At 71.7% G+C, this 17,022-nt stretch carries 14 protein-coding genes; 5 read left to right on the forward strand and 9 right to left on the reverse strand.

Annotation, left to right across the window (positions count from 1 at the left end; all coding sequences use genetic code 11):
- Nucleotides 1–34: 34 nt before the first annotated feature.
- Nucleotides 35–1,237 carry a pyridoxal-phosphate-dependent aminotransferase family protein gene (locus EOE66_RS14140; RefSeq protein ID WP_245479042.1) on the forward strand — a complete coding sequence of 401 codons (1,203 nt, stop codon included), beginning with the start codon at nucleotides 35–37 and terminating at the stop codon, nucleotides 1,235–1,237.
- Nucleotides 1,238–1,265: 28 nt separating this feature from the next.
- Here EOE66_RS14140 and EOE66_RS14145 read toward each other — a convergent pair whose 3' ends face one another.
- Complete coding sequence (locus EOE66_RS14145) at nucleotides 1,266–1,808, reverse strand: histidine phosphatase family protein (RefSeq protein ID WP_164885109.1); 543 nt, start codon at nucleotides 1,806–1,808, stop codon at nucleotides 1,266–1,268.
- Between the two features lie 202 nt (nucleotides 1,809–2,010).
- On the opposite strand from EOE66_RS14145, the gene EOE66_RS14150 reads away from it, so the two are divergent.
- Complete coding sequence (locus EOE66_RS14150; protein WP_128229378.1) at nucleotides 2,011–3,276, forward strand: glycerophosphodiester phosphodiesterase family protein; 1,266 nt, start codon at nucleotides 2,011–2,013, stop codon at nucleotides 3,274–3,276.
- On the opposite strand, the gene mdoH is transcribed toward EOE66_RS14150, so the two are convergent.
- From mdoH to EOE66_RS14195, 8 genes are all read right to left on the reverse strand, one after another.
- The gene (gene mdoH, locus EOE66_RS14155) at nucleotides 3,249–5,207 is read right to left on the reverse strand and encodes a glucans biosynthesis glucosyltransferase MdoH (protein WP_245479043.1); all 1,959 of its coding nucleotides are present in this window, start codon (nucleotides 5,205–5,207) and stop codon (nucleotides 3,249–3,251) included. The two genes, EOE66_RS14150 and mdoH, sit on opposite strands and share 28 nt — an antisense overlap.
- Nucleotides 5,201–6,862 (reverse strand): OpgD/OpgG family glucan biosynthesis protein, encoded by a 1,662-nt coding sequence (locus EOE66_RS14160; RefSeq protein ID WP_128229379.1) that lies wholly within the window; start codon nucleotides 6,860–6,862, stop codon nucleotides 5,201–5,203. The genes mdoH and EOE66_RS14160 overlap by 7 nt, the downstream gene beginning before the upstream one ends.
- Nucleotides 6,863–7,099: 237 nt before the next feature.
- Nucleotides 7,100–8,503: a sigma 54-interacting transcriptional regulator gene (locus EOE66_RS14165; protein ID WP_128229380.1), complete on the reverse strand. Its 1,404-nt coding sequence runs from the start codon at nucleotides 8,501–8,503 to the stop codon at nucleotides 7,100–7,102.
- 14 nt (nucleotides 8,504–8,517) lie between these two features.
- Nucleotides 8,518–9,177, reverse strand: a complete 660-nt coding sequence (locus EOE66_RS21970) for a hypothetical protein (RefSeq protein ID WP_205702705.1) — start codon at nucleotides 9,175–9,177, stop codon at nucleotides 8,518–8,520.
- Nucleotides 9,161–10,669 carry an ATP-binding protein gene (locus EOE66_RS14180; protein ID WP_128229383.1) on the reverse strand — a complete coding sequence of 503 codons (1,509 nt, stop codon included), beginning with the start codon at nucleotides 10,667–10,669 and terminating at the stop codon, nucleotides 9,161–9,163. Before EOE66_RS14180 ends, EOE66_RS21970 begins: the two co-directional genes overlap by 17 nt.
- A gap of 27 nt (nucleotides 10,670–10,696) precedes the next feature.
- Nucleotides 10,697–12,325 carry an electron transfer flavoprotein-ubiquinone oxidoreductase gene (locus tag EOE66_RS14185; protein WP_128229726.1) on the reverse strand — a complete coding sequence of 543 codons (1,629 nt, stop codon included), beginning with the start codon at nucleotides 12,323–12,325 and terminating at the stop codon, nucleotides 10,697–10,699.
- Between the two features lie 222 nt (nucleotides 12,326–12,547).
- Nucleotides 12,548–12,928 (reverse strand): fluoride efflux transporter CrcB, encoded by a 381-nt coding sequence (crcB, locus tag EOE66_RS14190; RefSeq protein ID WP_128229384.1) that lies wholly within the window; start codon nucleotides 12,926–12,928, stop codon nucleotides 12,548–12,550.
- A gap of 133 nt (nucleotides 12,929–13,061) precedes the next feature.
- Nucleotides 13,062–14,264, reverse strand: a complete 1,203-nt coding sequence (locus EOE66_RS14195) for a GGDEF domain-containing protein (protein ID WP_164885111.1) — start codon at nucleotides 14,262–14,264, stop codon at nucleotides 13,062–13,064.
- Between the two features lie 132 nt (nucleotides 14,265–14,396).
- On the opposite strand from EOE66_RS14195, the gene EOE66_RS14200 reads away from it, so the two are divergent.
- The 3 genes from EOE66_RS14200 to EOE66_RS14210 are packed head-to-tail and all read left to right on the forward strand — an operon-like array spanning nucleotide 14,397 to nucleotide 17,012.
- A complete protein-coding gene (locus tag EOE66_RS14200; protein WP_128229727.1) occupies nucleotides 14,397–15,209 on the forward strand; it encodes a TIGR00266 family protein in 813 nt (270 codons plus the stop codon).
- Nucleotides 15,210–15,256: 47 nt separating this feature from the next.
- Nucleotides 15,257–16,228: a YncE family protein gene (locus EOE66_RS14205; protein WP_245479064.1), complete on the forward strand. Its 972-nt coding sequence runs from the start codon at nucleotides 15,257–15,259 to the stop codon at nucleotides 16,226–16,228.
- Nucleotides 16,212–17,012: a polysaccharide deacetylase family protein gene (locus tag EOE66_RS14210; protein ID WP_128229386.1), complete on the forward strand. Its 801-nt coding sequence runs from the start codon at nucleotides 16,212–16,214 to the stop codon at nucleotides 17,010–17,012. Before EOE66_RS14205 ends, EOE66_RS14210 begins: the two co-directional genes overlap by 17 nt.
- Nucleotides 17,013–17,022: the final 10 nt, after the last annotated feature.

The raw sequence follows: 17,022 nt of genomic DNA on the forward strand, positions 1-17,022 counted from the left end.
CCGTGTGCCGGTGCGGGCCGCTTAGCATGGGGCGATGAGCGATCTCCACCCCACCGCCGCGCCCCGCATCCCGGGCCGGCGCTTCCTGCATTCCCCCGGCCCCACGCCGCTGCCCGATGCCGTGATGCAGGCCATGGCACAGCAGCCCATGGACCTGGCCGACCCGCGCGTGGACGCCTGCATCACCGCCTGTGAAGAAGGCCTGCAGCGCCTGATGGGCACCACGGGCGATGTATTTCTCTATGCCAGCAACGGCCACGGCGTGTGGGAGGCGGTGGTCGAGAACCTGGCCGAGGCGGGCGGTGCCGTGCTGGTGCCGGGCACCGGCGTCTTCAGCGAAGGCTGGGCCGTGCAGACCGAAAGCCTGGGCCGCACCGTGGTGCGCACGCCGGTGCGCGAAGGCTGGCCGGTGGATGCCGCGGCGGTGGAGCAGGCGCTGCGCGACGACCGCGAGCACCGCATCCGCGCCGTGTTCGCGGTGCACACCGACACCAGCACCAGCGTCACCAGCAACCTGGCGGCCGTGCGCCGCGCCATCGACGCCGCGGGCCACCCGGCGCTGCTGGTGGCCGACGTGGTGGCTTCGCTGGGGGCGGCGCCTTTCGAGATGGACGCGCTGGGCGTGGACGTGGCGCTCGGCGCCTCGCAGAAAGGCCTGATGTGCCCGCCCGGCGCCGGCTTCGTGGCCGTGAACCGCCGCGCCTTCCAGCGTGCCGAGGCCAACCCCGCGCCGCGCTTCTACTGGGACTGGGTGCACCGCCGCCACAACGCGAGCTACCGCAAGTACTGCGGCACGCCGCCGCTGAACCTGCTCTTCGGCATGCAGGCCGCGCTGGAGCTCATCTTCGGCGAAGGCCTGGCCCAGGTGCACGCGCGCCACGCGCAGCTAGCCGGCGCCGTGCATGCGGCGGTGGAAGGCTGGCGCGAGGGCGGGGCGCTGGACTTCTTCGCCCAGGTGCCCGAGACGCGTTCGGTCAGCGTCACCACCGTCAGCGTGGCCCAGGGCTTCGACGCGCTGGCCTTGCGCACGCTGGCGCGCGAGAACTTCCAGGTGGCCATGGCCGGCGGCCTGGGCGCCCAGCAAGGCCGCGCCTTCCGCATCGGACACCTGGGCGATTGCAACCCGGCGATGATCCTGGGCGCCTTGGGGGGCATCGAGGCGGCCCTGCTGCAGCTCGGCATCCCCATCGGGGCCGGCGGTGTGCAGCGGGCCGTGCGGGCCTTGGCGGGCGTTTAGCGGCGGCCAGCCAGGCCGGCAGCGCCCTTCACTGGCAGCCGGCTTCCGGGGGCTGGTCGGGCTTGCTGTACTTCAGTTGCAGCGCTGGGGCGCCCGCCGCGCCCGGCGTGACGACGAAGAGGTTCGCGAACGTCGTCTCGCACAGCTTCGCCGGTTGACTGCTGGACAGCCCGGCCACGATGGCAGCCACGGTGTTGCTGTGGCCGACCACCAGCACCACACCCGTGGCCTTGCGCACCTCCGCCAGCACTTCCTCGATGTGCGCTGGCACATCACCGCGGCGGATGGTGAGCACGGTGGGCGTCACGCCCAGTTGGCGGGCCAAGGGCGCGGCCGTCTCGCGCGTGCGGCGGTAGTGCGTGGTGATGATGGTCTTCACCTGGGCCGAGGCCAGGGTGGCGGCCAGCAGTTCCGCTCTCTCCGCGCCTTCGGCCGAAAGTGCCGGGTCGTCCTTGGGCTCGGGTGCGCGCTCGGCGTGCCGCACCACGATCACCTGGTCGGGGGCGGCGGTGGCCCCGCCTGCCAGGCTGCCCAGCAGCAGGCCGATGCCGAGAGTCTGGCTGAAGGTCATGGGGATCCTGCCTTTTCGTGTCATCAAGCCGTGGGGTGGACGCGCAGAAAGTTTGCCCCAGGTTGGCCCGACCTTGGCCGCACGAACGGGGCCTGGCCTGTCACCGCCCGGTCACCGCGCCGACATCTCGCGGCCCTAGCGTCACCGGCATGGCGGCGCCCATGGTGGGCGCCGCACACCACCGGCACCGGGAGGCCAGGTCATGATCCATACACTTCGTTCGTTAGCACTTGTTGCGGCAGCCACCGCCTGCACGCTGGCCCAGGCCAGCAGCGGCGTGTGGGCTGAAGCCCGTACCACCACGCCCAGCGTGCAACTCGGCCCGCGGCCGTTTTTCCTGGTCAACGAGATGAGCGAGAGCCCGCTGCGCGAGCGCCTGCAGAGTTGCGCGGCGCGCACCAAGGCCTACCGCACGGCCGACTTCTCCATCGGCCACCGCGGCGCGGCGATGCAGTTCCCCGAGCACACCAAGGAGAGCTACGAAGCCGCGGCGCGCATGGGCGCGGGCATCCTGGAGTGCGACGTCACCTTCACGAAAGACCAGCAACTCGTCTGCCGCCACGCGCAGAACGACCTGCACACCACCACCAACATCCTGGCCACGCCGCTGGCTTCCACCTGCATCAAGCCCTTCACCCCGGCCACTTTTGATGCCAACGGCGCGCTGCTCACGCCGGCCACGGCCGAGTGCCGCACCAGCGAGATCACGCTGGCCGAGTTCAAGACGCTGCGCGGCAAGATGGACGCCTTCAACCCGCGCGCCCGCACCGTGGCCGAGTACCTGGCCGGCACCGCCAACTGGCGCACCGACCTCTACAGCGGCCCCACCAGCGGCACGCTGCTCACGCACCAGGAAAGCATCGAGCTCTTCAAGCGCCTGGGCGCGAAGATGACGCCCGAGCTCAAGAGCCCGAGCGTGACCATGCCCTTCAACGGGTTCACGCAGCAGGCCTACGCGCAGAAGATGATCGACGAGTACAAGGCCGCGGGCGTGCCGGCGCGCAACGTGTGGCCGCAGTCCTTCGACATCAACGACGTGCTGTACTGGGTGAACAACGAACCCAGCTTCGGCCGCCAGGCGGTGTACCTGGACGACGCCAACACGGTGGCTGATCTGCCGAGTGCGGCCACGCTGCAGGGCTACCGCCAGCAGGGCATCCGCATCTGGGCGCCGCCCACCTTCGCGCTCATCGCCACCGATGCCAGCGGCAAGCTGCGCGCCTCGCAAGCCGCGCTGGACGCCAAGGCCGCCGGCCTGGACATCATCACCTGGACCTTGGAGCGCTCGGGCATCCTGGCCGATGGCAACAACGGCTTCTACTACCAGACCTTCGACACGGCCATCAAGCGCGAGGGCGACCTTTACCGCGTGATCGACGTGCTGGCGCGTGACGTGGGCGTGCTGGGCATCTTCAGCGACTGGCCCGCCGCCGTCACCTTCTACGCCAACTGCGCGGGCTTGAAGTAAGCCTCGGGCGCCGGCATCGCGGCCTGCGCCCAGGCGCGGCGCAGCGCGGGGGCCGGCGCCACTTCTTCGGGCGTCAGCAGCAGGCCGGCGCGGCGCAGCGCCAGGCCCGGGCCGGGCCGGCCGGCCCACACCGCCACCGGCCAGGCGGCCAGCAACGGCAGCGCCACCGGCAGCAGCCACAGCACGGCATCGCTGCCCGCCCAGGCGGCCACGGCCAGGCCCACGCCGGCCAGCACCGACAGCGGCAGCAGCGCAGGCGCCGCGTCGCGCCAGCGAAGGCGCTCGGCTTCGCGCGGGGGCGATTTCCACTGCAGTTGCAGCCCGGTCAGCGCGCCCAGCACGAAGACGGTGTGCGCGGCCATGCGCACCGGCGCCTGCAGCGCCGACATCAGCGCTTCCAGCAGCGCGCTGCCCAGCAGCGCCAGCGTGCCGCCGTACTGCGCTTCTTTCCCTTCGTGCAGCACCAGCGCCACGCCCAGGGCTCGCGGCAGCATCAGCAAGGCCAGCGTGGCGGCCCACAGCGCGGCCAGCGAGGCATCGCCCAGCACCTGGCTCACGTTGACGAGGCTGTGTCCGCCCAGTGCCCACAGCACCAGGCCCAGGCCCACGAAGCCCAGCCACAGCGGCGCCGAGAGGTAGGCCATGGCGCCGGTGAAGAACATCGCGCGGTGCACGCCGTGCAGGCCGGGTTCGGCGATCAGGCGCGCGTTCTGCAGGTTGCCCTGGCACCAGCGGCGGTCGCGCTGCAATTCGGCCAGCAGGTGCGGGGGTTGCTGCTCCCAGCTGCCGGGCAGATCAGGCACCAGCCAGGTCTGCCAGCCGGCGCGGCGCATCAGCGCGGCTTCCACGAAATCGTGGCTGAGGATGTGGCCCGACAAGCCGCCGCGGCCCGGCAGCGCGGCCAGCGCGCAGTGCTGCATGAAGGGCGCGATGCGGATGATGGCGTTGTGGCCCCAGTAGTGCGATTCACCCAGCTGCCAGTACTGCATGCCGGCGCCGAAGAGGCGGCCCGTCACACGCCCGGCGAACTGTTGCGAACGTGCATGCAGCGTGTCCAGCCCGCAGGTGACCGGGGCCGACTGGATGATGCCGGCCTGCGGCGTGGCTTCCATCAGGCGCACCAGGCCGAGCACGGCCTCGCCGCTCATCACGCTGTCGGCGTCCAGCACCACCATGTAGCGGTGGCGCCGGCCCCAGCGGCGGCAGAAGTCGGCCACGTTGCCGGCCTTGCGCTGCGTGCGGCGCGCGCGCCAGCGGTAGTGCACACGCAGGCCGGTTGCGGCGAAGCGGTCGCGCAGCGCCTCCCAGGCCTGGCGCTCGTTGGCGCGCAGGGCGGTGTCACCGGTGTCACTGAGCACGTAGAACTCCACCAGCCGCGCACCGCCGGCGGCCACCACCGATTCGGCCGTGGCCGCGAGGCCCGCGAAGACCGTGGCCACGTTCTCGTTGCAGATGGGCATGATGACCGCGGTGCGCGCGTCGGCCGATATGGCGCGGTGCGCCACGTCGGCATAGCGCAGGCCGTGCGTATCACCGCGGCGCAGGCTGAAGTAGCCCATCACCGCCGTCACGCAGCCGGCCGCCACCCACGCGAACAGCAGCGCGAACAGGCCCACCTGCACCGTGCGCAGCGCGTTCAGGCCCCAGCCCCCATCCACCGGCGGCTGCGTCTGCAGCAGCAGCGCGGTGGCGATGGCCGCGCACAGCAGCACGCAAGCCAGCAGCGCGTGGCGGCGGCGCACGGCGCTGAGCTGCCAGGCCTGCAGCGGCATCTCGGCCGGGGCTTCGCTGCGGCCGGCCAGCAGGTCGGCCAGACCGGCGCGCAGGCCGCGCCAGGGCCGCGGCACCATCGAGCCGCGCTGGAGCGCCGGCGCGGCGTTGTGCGTGTAGCGGCGCTGCGCCTTGCGGGCCAGAGCTTCGGGCGTCAGCACCCGGGCGGCAGGCTTGGGGGGCGTCGACTGGGTTTTAATCGGCGGGTCTCCGGCGCGGGGGGTGTGGGGATGCGGGCGCGCTCATCGCTGGCTTCACCGGGGATGAGCGCGGCCCAGGTTTCGCTGAGGGCGTGCGGGCCGTTCTGCAGGAAAGCGCGCAGCTCCAGCGGCTGCGCGGGGTCGCTGCGCTGCACACGCAGGCGCAGGCGCCAGCCGCCTTGCGGGTGCGGGTAGGCCTGGGCGTCGGTGATGCGCGCGCCTGGCGTGGAGGTGCTCGCCACGGCCTGCACGGCAGCGCCGGGCGGCAGCGCGCGCAAGGCCGGGCCGTCGAAGTCGATGAGGAACTGCAACTCGCCAGCCGCCAGCGGCGCCCAGCTGCGGCCACGGCGGCTTTGCACCGCTTGCGCCCCCGGCGGCTGCGTCAGCGTGCTGCCTTGCCAGTGCAGGCGGTAGGCGATGTCCAGCGGCTGGCCGGGCGCGGGCAGCGTGGCTGGCACCCAGGCGGCGACGATGTTGTCTTCGGTCTCGTCGGGCGTGGGCAGCTGCAGCAGCAGCACGCGGCCCGGGCCCCAGTCGCCCAGCGGCTGCACCCAGGCGCTGGGGCGGCGCTCGTAGCGGGCTTCCGGGTCTTCGTAACTCGTGAAGCGGCAGTCGCGCTGCATCAGGCCGAAACCTTCCAGCCGCTGCAGCGCGAAGCTGCTGGCCAGGGGCGTGCGCGGGTTCACCAGCGGGCGCCACAGCCATTCGGTGGCGGTGTTGGCCGCAGGCTGGCCGGCCACCATCAGGCCGTCGCTGTCGTGCACCTCGGGGCGGAAGTCCACGGCCTGCGGCTGGTTCTCGCCGTGCAGGTACATGCTGGTCAGCGGGGCCAGGCCCAGCATGGCCAGCGGTGCGGTGCCCGCAGCCTGGTGCGCCTGCGCGCGCAGGAAGAGCCGCTGCTGCACATCGACCAGCGTCGTTTCGCCCGGCTGGAAGACGAAGCGCACGGCGCCCGTGGCGCGCGGGCTGTCGAGCAGAGCGTGGATGGTCAGCATGCTGGCGTTGGCGGCCGGGCGCTCGATCCAGAAGGCCTTGAAGCGCGGGAACTCCTCAGGGCCGGCACCGCCCACGGTGTCCAGCGCCAGGCCGCGTGCCGACAGGCCGTACTGCTGGCCCCGGCCCAGCGCGCGGAAGTAGCTGGCGCCGAGGAAGACCACCAGCTCGTCCTTGTAGGCCGGGCTGTTCAGCGCGTGGTGCACGCGGAAGCCGGCGTGGCCGAGGTCCTGCCAACCGCTGCGGTCGAAGCGGTGGCGGCCGAAGTCCCAGGCCGCGGGGTCGTAGCCCAGCAGGCGTGCGCGGCCTTCGTGCACCTCGTGGATCTGCACCGGCAGCGCGTTGCCGCCGCCGAGGTGGAAGAACTGCAGCTCGAAGGGCAGGCCCTGCTCGCGCCAGACGGCCTTCTCGGGCCGGTAGCGGATGTCGCGCAGGCCGTCGTAGTTCAGGCCCTGCAGCTCGGCAGGCAGGCGCACCACGGGGGCCGCGTAGGGCAGGGCGGCCTCGCGCTGCGCCATGGCGGCCACATCGTCGAAACCGAAGCCCGCGCTGGCCGAGGCGAACGCCGGCGGCAGCAGCAGCGTGGCGAGGCAGCTCAGGATCAGCAGGGCAAAGCGGGTCATCCCGTGGGGCGTTCCGACGGGCGCGCGTGCGGCGCCCTCGGAGCCTTTCAGCGCAATCGCCGTGCCGCGGGACCAAAAGCTTTATGGATCAGGCACTTGGCGCTGTTTTGCCGGCCGATGGCACGGCAAAAGAGGCCAAAGCGTCGCCGATTGGCGACAAGCCGGCTGCCATGTTCCGTTCGTGCAGGCCGCAAGTGCCCGCCGCCCCTGGAAAATGGGCCTCAGCGGGCCTTGTCGCTAGCCGGCGACAGGGCCCTCATCAGCGGCGACATCACCGGCTTCGCCCCCGTCATCGCCCCTGAAGCGCCCCGGCGTCAGCCCGTGTTTCTGCAGCAACCGGTAGAACTCGGTGCGGTTGCGTTCGGCCAGGCGCGCGGCGTCGGCCACGTGGCCGTCGGTGAGCTTGAGCAGGCCCACGAGGTAATCGCGCTCGAAGCGCTGGCGCGCCTCGGCATAACTCAGCACCTGCACGCCGGGCGTGCGCAGCGCACGCTGCACCAGGCTGAGCGGGATCAAGGGCGCGGTGGCGAGGGCGCACACCTGCTCCACCACGTTGTGCAGCTGGCGCACGTTGCCCGGCCAGGCCGCGGTGGCCAGCGCGCGCAATGCCTCTGGCGCAAAGCCGCGGATGCGCCGGCCGTGGCGCGCGGCCAGCGTGGTGAGGAAATGCTGCGCCAGCAGCGGGATGTCCTCGCGCCGCTCGGCCAGCGTGGGCAGCTGCAGCGAGACCACATTGAGCCGGTAGAACAGGTCTTCGCGGAAGCTGCCGTCGGCCAGCATGGCATCGAGGTCGCGGTGCGTGGCCGAGAGGATGCGCACGTCGATGGGCACCGGCTGGTTCGCGCCCACCGGCCGCACGCTGCGTTCCTGCAGCACTCGCAGCAGCTTCACCTGCAGGGCCGGCGGCATGTCGCCGATCTCGTCCAGGAAGAGCGTGCCGCCATCGGCGGCCTGGAACAGGCCGCGGTGGTTCTGCGTGGCCCCGGTGAAGGCGCCCTTCACATGGCCGAAAAGTTCGCTTTCCAGCAGGGTTTCGGGGATGGCGCTGCAGTTCACCGCCACGAAGGGCCGGCTGGCCCGGCGGCTGGCGCGGTGCAGCGCCTGGGCCAGCAGCTCCTTGCCGGTGCCGCTTTCGCCGCGGATCAGCACGCTGGCATCGCTCTTGGCCACCAGCAGGGCCTCGGCCAGCAGCTCTTCCATGCGGGCGCTGTGGCTCACGATGCCCGCGCGCCAGGCTGCGGGCTCGGCCGCGCCGCGGCCATCGGCAGCACCGGGGCCGGCCAGGGCCAGGGCCTGGGCCACCTGCTCCAGCAACTGCTTGCCGTCGAAGGGCTTGGTGAGGTAGGTGAAGACGCCGCGCGAGGTGGCCTCCACGGCATCGGGGATGGTGCCGTGCGCGGTGAGCAGGATGACCGGCAGCGCCGCGTGCTGCGCTCGGATGGTCTCGAAGAGCTGCAGCCCGTCGGCGCCGGGCAGCTGCACGTCGCTGATGACGAGCTGCGGGCGCTGGAGCGCGATCTGCGCCAGCGCGTCTTCGGCCGATTCGGCGCTGCTGACGCGGTAGCCGGCCGCGCCCAGGCGCATCGAGAGCAGGCGCAACAGGTCGGCGTCGTCGTCGACGATGAGGACGTGGGCGGCCATGGCAGCGGGCGTGCTCAGGGCGCCGGACGTGGCGCCGGCGCTGGCGTGGCGGGCCGCGGGTTGTTCAGGCTGCGCTCGATGGCCTTCAGCGCCTCCAGCTGGCTGGCCAGCTGGTCGATGCGGCGCTGCTGCTCGCGCAGCTGCTGGCCCTGCTTGTCGATCTGATCTTCCAGCCGGCGCTGTTCCTGCACGCGGGCCAGCAGCAGCTGCGCCACGGCCCGCCAGGGTCCGGGCGTCTTGGCGTGGGGCTCGAGCAGGGCCGCTGCGCGGGCCAGGTCGCCGGCCTGCGGGCGGTTCACCAGCATCAGCAGCAGCGCGCGTTCCATCGCGGCTGCGGTGGCCGTTGTGGCCGTTGCGGCATCTTGCCCGGCGGGCAGCGGGCGCTCGGCCGCAGCCAGGTACTCGCGGGCCAGCTCGGCGGCCGACAGCTGGCGCAGGCGCTCGTGCGCGGCCAGCACCTGGCGCGCGGCGGCGTCGGCCAGCGCGGCGGGGTCGGGCTCGGCGCTCGGGGCCGGGCTGGGTGCCGGAGCCGGCACAGGCGCAGGGGCAGGCGCCGGGGCTGGGGCGGGCTGCGTGGCGGCAGGCGGTTGCAGCCACGCACAGGCCGACAGCAGGGTGGCGGCGGCGAGGCTGGCGGCGGTGCGGTAGCGCCGCGGATCAATCGGCAAGGGCATGGGGCAGTGTGATGCGGAAATGGGCGCCGGGTTCATGCGGTGCCTGGGAATCGGTGGTGGTGGCTTCGCCACCACCGGTTTCGGCCGCGGGGCTGCCCAGCAGCTGCACGCGGCCCCCGTGCGCGGCCACGGCTTCGGCCACGATGGACAGCCCGATGCCGGTGCCCGGCAGTCCATCGGCCGGCTGCTGCGCGCCGCGGAAGAAGGGTTCGAAGATGCGCTCGCGTTCGGCCGCGGGCACGCCGGGGCCCTGGTCTTGCACGTCGATGGTCAGGCCGTCGCCCTGCTGCTGCAGCGTCAGCGTGACGGTGCCGCCCTCGGGGCTGTAGCGGATGGCGTTGCTCAGCAGGTTGCCCAGCGCGCTGCCGAGCAGCTCGGCATCGACATCGGCCACCAGCGGCGCGCCTTCGGCGGCTGGGTGGCAGCGCACCTGCACGTGCAGCCGGCGTGCGCGCCAGACCAGCTGCTGTTCTTGCACCAGGCCCGCCACCAACGCGCCCATGTCGGTGGGCTTGCGCACCAGGCGCTCGGCGGCGAAAGCCGCGGCGTTGAACTTCAGCAGGTCTTCGATGCGCCGCTGCAGCGTGGCGGTGTTGTCGTGCAGGATGCGCGCCACCTCGCGCTGGTTGTCGCTCAGCGGCCCGGCCACGCCGTCCTGCAGCAGCGCCACGCCTTCGCGCAGCGCGGCCAGTGGCGTCTTCAGCTCGTGCGAGACATGCCGCAGGAAACGTGCCTTGTCGGCGTCGATGCCGGCCAGGCGCTGGCGCAGCCAATCGAGCCGGCGGCCGATCTGCCGCACGTCGGACGGGCCGCGGATGTCGATGCGTTCATCGAGCCGGTTCTCGCCCAGCGCCACGATGGCCATCTCCACGCGCCGCAGCGGGCGCGCCAGCAGCAGGGCCAGGCCTAGCGCCAGTGACAGCGTCAGCACGGTGGCACCGGCCACCAGGCGGCCCAGGGCGGCGCGGCCGGCGTCCAGCTCGGCCTGCAGCGCGGCGTTGCGCGCCTCGGTCACGCGGCGCAGCTGCTCGCCCATGCGCGCCTGCTGCACGCCGAGCTCGCGGAAGGCCGCGGCCAGCGCGCGGTCGCGGCTGCCGGGCACGAACTCGGCTTCACGCAGTTCGCGGTCGATCTGCGCGCGCTGCGCCAGCCAGGCGCGTGTGGCCTCGGGCGCCACGGCGCCGGCCGCCAGGGCCTGCACGTGGCCGGCGGCTTCGGCGGCGTTGCGTTCGTAGGTCTGGCGCAGCGTGGGGTCGCCCAGCACCAGGTACTGGCGCGCCGCGCGTTCCATGGTCAGCGTGGCTTCGCCCAGGCGCTCGGCATGGCTGCTGAGCCGCAGCGTGCGCTGGTTCTCGGCGCGGCTGCGCTCCAGCAGACCTTCCAGCGTGAGCTGCCCGCGCAGCGCCACACCGCCCAGCAGCGTGGCCACCAGCAGGAAGGCCACCACCAGCAGCTGGCGGAAAGAGGGGCGCGGCAGCGAAAACGCCTTCAACGCACGCCCGGGCCGGCAGCGCCGGCCTTACATCCCGGCGTAGTTGGGCCCACCGCCACCCTCGGGCGTGACCCACACGATGTTCTGCGTCGGGTCCTTGATGTCGCAGGTCTTGCAGTGCACGCAGTTCTGCGCGTTGATCTGCAGGCGATCGCTGCCGTCGCTGTTCTTCACGTACTCGTAGACGCCGGCCGGGCAGTAGCGGCCTTCGGGGCCGGCGTACTTCTCGAGATTGATGGCCACCGGCACGCTGGCATCCTTCAGCGTCAGGTGCGCCGGCTGGTTCTCTTCGTGGTTGGTGCTGCTGAGGAAGACCGAGCTCAGGCGGTCGAAGGTCAGCACGTTGTCGGGCTTGGGGTACTTGATCGGCGCGATCTGGTTGGCCGCGTGCAGTCGCGTGTGGTCGCCGGCCTTGCGGTGGATGGTCCAGGGCGGGCTCTTGAAGCCCAGCTTGGGCAGCAGCCACTGCTCGATGCCCGTCATCACCGTGCCCACGGTGTTGCCCTGCTTGAACCACTGCTTGAAGTTGCGGCTGGCGTTGAGTTCCTCGAACAGCCAGCTCCTCTCGAAGGCCTCGGGGTAGGCGCTGAGCTCGTCGCCGTAGCGGCCGGCGGCCAGCGCCGGGACGATGGCTTCGGCCGCCAGCATGCCCGTCTTGATGGCCGCGTGGCTGCCCTTGATGCGCGCGGCGTTCAGCGTGCCGGCGTCGCAGCCGACCAACGCGCCGCCCGGGAACACCAGCTTGGGCAGGCTCAGCAAACCACCCGCGGTGATGGCGCGCGCGCCATAACCGATGCGCTTGCCGCCTTCGAGGTGCTGGCGGATGGCCGGGTGCAGCTTCCAGCGCTGCATCTCCTCGAAGGGGCTGATCCAGGGGTTCTGGTAATCGAGCCCGGTGACGAAGCCCAGGGTGACCTTGTTGCCTTCCAGGTGGTAGAGGAAGCCGCCGCCGTAGGTGTGCTCGTCCATCGGCCAGCCGGCGGTGTGCACCACGAGGCCCGGTTTGGCCTTCTCGGCCGGGATCTCCCACAGCTCTTTCACGCCCAGGGCGTAGCTCTGCGGGTCGCGGCCCTTGTCCAGCTGGAACTGGCTGATGAGCTGCTTGCCCAGGTGGCCGCGCGCGCCCTCGGCGAACACGGTGTACTTGCCGAGCAGTTCCATGCCGAGCTGGAAAGCGCCGGTGGGCTGGCCGTCCTTTCCGATGCCCATGTGGCCGGTGGCCACGCCACGCACGCCGCCGTGTTCGTCGTAGAGGATCTCTGCGGCCGTGAAGCCGGGGAAGATCTCCACGCCCAGGGCTTCGGCCTGCTCGCCCAGCCACTTCGTCACGGCGCCCAGGCGCACGACGTACATGCCTTCGTTGTGGAAGCAGTCTGGCAGCAGCCACTTCGGCGTGGTGGTGTGCTGGGTCTCGCTGAGGAAGAGCACCTCGTCGCCCGTCACGGCCTGGTTCAGGGGCGCGCCGCGCTCCTTCCAGTCGGGGAACAGTTCGGTCAGCGCTCGCGGGTCCATCACCGCGCCCGAAAGGATGTGCGCGCCCGGCTCGCTGCCCTTCTCCAGCACCACCACCGACAGGTCGGGGTTGAGCTGCTTCAGCCGGATGGCCGTGGCCAGGCCGCCGGGGCCGGCGCCGACGACGACCACGTCGTATTCCATGGCTTCGCGGGGGCCGTGTTCGGCCAGGAGTTCTGCGGGGGTTTTCACTTCGGTCTCGCGTGCGCTGGCGGGGTGGCTGAAGGCGGGCCGAGGGGCTTTCGCCCTGGGCCGCAAGGCCGCGCGATTCTACGAGTGCGCTCTAGAGCCGAATGCCTAAGCCGCAGGGTGTCGCCACGGCGTGCCGGGGCTCTCACACCCAGGGCCCATGAGGCTGATGCGGCCTCAGGATTTGAGCAGCGAAGGCGTGGCCAGGCCGGCCAGCGTGAGCAGCAGCGAACCCGCCAGGTGCGTGGCCACCGTGGCCAGGGCCCAGCCCGTGCGCCCGGCCTGCAGCGCCTGCACGACCTCGGCGCTGAAAGTGGAGAAGGTGGTCAGCCCGCCCAGAAAGCCGGTGATCACGAAGAGCCGCCATTCCACCGGCCACTCGGGCCGCATCGCGAACAGCGCCACCGCCAGCCCCACGAGGTAGCCCCCCAGCAGGTTGGCCACCAAGGTGCCTGGGGGCAGAGAAGGAAACACGTGGTTCAGGCCCGCCCCCAGCCCCCAGCGCAGCAGCGCACCGAGCGCGGCGCCCAGGCTGACGGCGAGGATGGCGGCAAGCATGCCGTGATGCTAGTTCCCTTCGACACGCGAGCAACACGCGCCCCAGCCTCCCGCCGCGGAACCGGCTTGCCGGGCCGCTGGCGAACGGCCCCCCCGGGGGGTAGCGAGCGCCAGCGAGCTTGGGGGCACCACGTCAGGCAGGCATCAGACCGAGGGGACGGCTCTCGCTGAACACCGGCTGGTCTTCGTCGCCCGAGGCCGCCACTGCACGCGATCGGCCCTGGCGCTTGGCCTCGTACAAGGCCTGGTCGGCGCGGCGCAGCGCGGCGTCGATGTCTTCGCCGCCGCGCAGTTGCACCAGGCCGAAGCTCAACGACAACGGCGGCAGCGGCGTGTTCTGCGTGCGCTTCTGCAACTCGGCCACGATGCGCGCGGCCACGCCCATCGCATGCTGGGTGTTCGTGCGGCGCAGCAGCAGCACGAACTCGTCGCCGCCGTGGCGGCCGGCGGCGTCCATCGCGCGCAGGTGCTCCAGCACGCTGCCGGCCACCAGGCACAGCGCGCGGTCGCCGGCGGGGTGTCCCAGGCGGTCGTTGATCTGCTTGAAGTGGTCGATGTCGAAGAGCAGCAGCACCGCGCTGCCCGGCGGGTCGGCGCGCAGCGCCTGGGTGGCCAGTTCGTTGAAGCGGCGGCGGTTGGGCACTTGCGTCAGCGCATCCACGTTGGCCAAGAGGCGCAGGCGCCGGCGCGATTCACGCAGCTGGCGCTCGGTGCGTTCGAACAGCAGTGTCAGCGCCACGAAGGCCAGCACGATGGCACCCAGCGTGGCCGCCAGCACGCGTGCGGCATGTGCAGCCAGCGGCGGTGCAGGGGCCTGTGTCGCGAGGTCGGTGCCCAGCACCGCCAGGCCCGGCGCGAAGGCCAGCAGGGCGACCGTGCCGCCGAGAAAGTGCACCGGCGTGGCCTCGCTGCCCGCGGGGCCGTTGAACATCACCGCCGCCGCATACAGGTGCACGGCCAGCCCGCACACCACCACCGGCCACGTGGCGTGCTCGGGCGTCAGCAGGCCCACGGCCCAGGCCACGAGGCTGGCCACGGCCAGCAGGGTGGCGTCCACGCCCCAGTGCCCGGGCCAGTGCTGGCGGGCATGGAAGCGCCGCAACCCCATCAGCGTGACCAGGGGCCATTGCAGCAGCAGGGGCGGCGCCAGCGACAAGGCCCAGGGGCCTGGCGCCAGTGCGGCACAGGCGGCGCCGGCGGTGGTGAGCCACATGGCCGCCAGCCACCACCACCAGCCCGGGTGGCGGTCGCGGCGCAGGCCGAAGGCGGTGAGCGAAGCGGCCGCTGCGGCCTGGGCCACCGTCGCGAACAGCAGGAGATCGATGGAAGCCGGCATGGTGGCCGCCATTGTGTTCAGGCCACCTCGCTGAAGTGGCTTCCGGAGGCTGGTGCATTGCAACGCTTTGCTACGGCGGCCGAATCGCTTGGTTACCATCCCAGGCTGTTTGTGAGCACAGGAGCAGCCGTCATGGGCATGGACGTGGTGGACTACGAGATCAAGGGCGCCGAGATGCAGTTCGTGGAGGTCGAGCTCGACCCCGGCGAGGCGGCGGTGGGCGAGGCCGGCAGCATGTTCTTCATGGACGCCGGCATCGGCATGGACACCGTCTTTGGCGACGGCAGCCAGCAGACGGGTGGCTTCTTCGGCAAGCTGTTGGGCGCCGGCAAGCGCCTGGTGACAGGCGAATCGCTGTTCACCACCGTTTACACCAACAACGCCAGCAGCAAGCAGCGCGTTGCCTTCGGTGCGCCCTACCCGGGCAAGATCCTGCCCATGGACCTGCGCCAGCTCGGCGGCCTGCTGATCTGCCAGAAGGATTCGTTCCTGTGCGCGGCGCGCGGCGTGTCTCTGGGCATCGCGCTGCAGCAGAAGCTGAGCACGGGCTTCTTCGGCGGCGAGGGCTTCATCATGCAGAAGCTCGAAGGCGATGGCCTGGCCTTCGTGCACGCCGGCGGCACCGTGCTGCGGCGTGAACTGCAGCCGGGCCAGACGCTCCTGGTGGACACCGGCTGCGTGGTGGCCTACACGCCCAACGTGAGCTTCGAGATCCAGTACGTCGGCAAGATCAAGACCGCGCTCTTCGGCGGCGAGGGCCTCTTCTTCGCCAAGCTCACCGGGCCGGGCACGGTGTGGCTGCAGAGCCTGCCCTTCAGCCGCCTGGCCAGCCGCGTGTTCGCGGCCGCGCCGCAGGCCGGCGGGCGCCGCGAAGAAAGCGCGCTGGGGGGCCTGGCCGTGGGTGGCGGCCTGCTCGGTGGCATTCTGGGCGGCGACGACGAGTGAACTCCCTAAACCGGCGCGCCGCATTCCGCGGGCTCGGCGCGCTGTCCTTGTTGGGATGGGCCGTTCCCGGGTCGTCCACGACCCCCCCGCCGCCGCCCCGGCGGCCCATCTTCGTGCTGAACTCGCAAGACGCCGACGTCAGCGTCATCGACCCGGTCAGCTACACCGTGGTGCAACGCGTGCCCACAGGCAAGGAGCCGCACCACCTCTACCTGGCGCCCGACGAGAAGACGCTGATCGTGGCCAACGCCACCGGCAACACGCTGACCTTCATCGACCCCACGAACGCCAAGGTGCTGCGCACCCTGACCGACGTGGTCGACCCCTACCACCTGCGCTTCTCGCCCGACATGCAGTGGTTCGTGACGGCGGCCAACCGCCTGAACCACATCGACATCTACCGCTGGCAGGGCGCACAGGCGGCGCAGCCGCTGCAGCTGGTCAAGCGCATCGAGGCGCCGCGCACGCCCAGCCACCTGGCCATCGACAGCAAGAGCCGCACGGTCTACGCCTCGCTGCAGGACAGCGACGAACTCATCGCCATCGACCTGGCCACGCAGGCCGTGCGCTGGAAGGTGGCGGTGGGCAAGATGCCGGCCGATGTCTTCCTCACCGTCGACGACCGCACGCTGCTGGTGGGCCTGACGGGCGACAGCGTCGTGGAGGCCTATGACGTGAGCGGGCCGCAGCCCAAGCTCGTCAAGCGCATCGCCACGGGCAAGGGCGCGCACGCCTTCCGCGCCCGCGGCGACAAGCGGCACGTGTTCGTGAGCAACCGCGTGGCCAACACCATCAGCCTGATCGACACGCAGACCCTGGCCGTGGTGGCCGAGTACCCCGCACCCGGCGGCCCCGACTGCATGGAGATGCTGAACGACAACCGCACGCTGCTGGTGACCTCGCGCTGGGCGCGCAAGCTCAGCGTCATCGACATCCAGACGCGGCAGGTGGTGAAGCAGGTGCCGGTGGGCCGCTCGCCACACGGCGTGTGGACGCTGGACCATGCGCCGCGGCAGTGACTGGCGGGCGCTGCTGCTGGCCGGGCTCGCCGGGCTGGTGCCTGCGGCGCTGTCGGCGGCCGAAGGCGCGGCCTGCACGAAGCCCGTCTACCTGAGCTTCGACACCGGCCACATGGGCGTGGCACCGCTGGTGGCGCAGGTGCTGCAGCGTCACGGCGTGAAGGCGACCTTCTTCCTCGCCAACGAGCGCACGCTGAATGGCGGCAGCAGCCTCGATGCGCAGTGGGCGCCGTGGTGGCGCGAGCGTGCCGCCGAGGGCCATGCCTTCGGCAGCCACACCTGGGACCACGACAGCTGGCTGGCCGACCTGCCCGGCGGTGCGCTGCGCGTGAAGCCGTCGCAAGGGCCTCAGGCCGGCCGCGTGCGCATGCTCTCGCCCGAGGCCTACTGCGCCGAACTGGCCAGACCCGCCGAGCGCTTTGCCGAGATGACCGGCCAGCGCATGGGCGCCATCTTCCGCGCGCCTGGCGGCAAGACCTCGCCCGCGCTGCTGAAGGCCGCCGCAGCCTGCGGCTGGCAGCACGTGGGTTGGGCGCCTGCAGGTTTCCTGGGCGACGAACTGCCGAGCGATCGCTACCCCAATGCGCAGTTGCTGGCCCGCGCGCTGCGCGACATCCGTGCTGGAGACGTGCTGGTGGCGCACCTGGGCATCTGGTCGCGGCAGGACGCCTGGGCCCCTGCTGTGCTGGAACCGCTGATCACCGGCCTGCAGGCGCGTGGCCTGTGTTTTGCAACGCTGCGTGAGCATCCGCAGCTGGGTGCGGCCGCCCGCACGCCGAAATGACGTTGTCGCC

Source organism: Rubrivivax rivuli (assembly GCF_004016505.1).
GTDB classification, from domain to species: Bacteria; Pseudomonadota; Gammaproteobacteria; order Burkholderiales; family Burkholderiaceae_C; genus Rubrivivax; species Rubrivivax rivuli.

Excerpts from the sequence above, each read along its gene's own strand:
- EOE66_RS14185 (WP_128229726.1), bottom strand. The coding sequence starts at position 12,325 with ATGGAATACGACGTGGTCGTCGTCGGCGCCGGCCCCGGCGGCCTGGCC.
- EOE66_RS14195 (WP_164885111.1), bottom strand. The coding sequence starts at position 14,264 with ATGCCGGCTTCCATCGATCTCCTGCTGTTCGCGACGGTGGCCCAGGCC.
- EOE66_RS14150 (WP_128229378.1), top strand. The coding sequence starts at position 2,011 with ATGATCCATACACTTCGTTCGTTAGCACTTGTTGCGGCAGCCACCGCC.
- EOE66_RS14160 (WP_128229379.1), bottom strand. The coding sequence starts at position 6,862 with ATGACCCGCTTTGCCCTGCTGATCCTGAGCTGCCTCGCCACGCTGCTG.
- EOE66_RS21970 (WP_205702705.1), bottom strand. The coding sequence starts at position 9,177 with ATGCCCTTGCCGATTGATCCGCGGCGCTACCGCACCGCCGCCAGCCTC.
- EOE66_RS14200 (WP_128229727.1), top strand. The coding sequence starts at position 14,397 with ATGGGCATGGACGTGGTGGACTACGAGATCAAGGGCGCCGAGATGCAG.
- EOE66_RS14165 (WP_128229380.1), bottom strand. The coding sequence starts at position 8,503 with ATGGCCGCCCACGTCCTCATCGTCGACGACGACGCCGACCTGTTGCGC.
- EOE66_RS14140 (WP_245479042.1), top strand. The coding sequence starts at position 35 with ATGAGCGATCTCCACCCCACCGCCGCGCCCCGCATCCCGGGCCGGCGC.
- EOE66_RS14210 (WP_128229386.1), top strand. The coding sequence starts at position 16,212 with ATGCGCCGCGGCAGTGACTGGCGGGCGCTGCTGCTGGCCGGGCTCGCC.
- crcB (WP_128229384.1), bottom strand. The coding sequence starts at position 12,928 with ATGCTTGCCGCCATCCTCGCCGTCAGCCTGGGCGCCGCGCTCGGTGCG.
- EOE66_RS14145 (WP_164885109.1), bottom strand. The coding sequence starts at position 1,808 with ATGACCTTCAGCCAGACTCTCGGCATCGGCCTGCTGCTGGGCAGCCTG.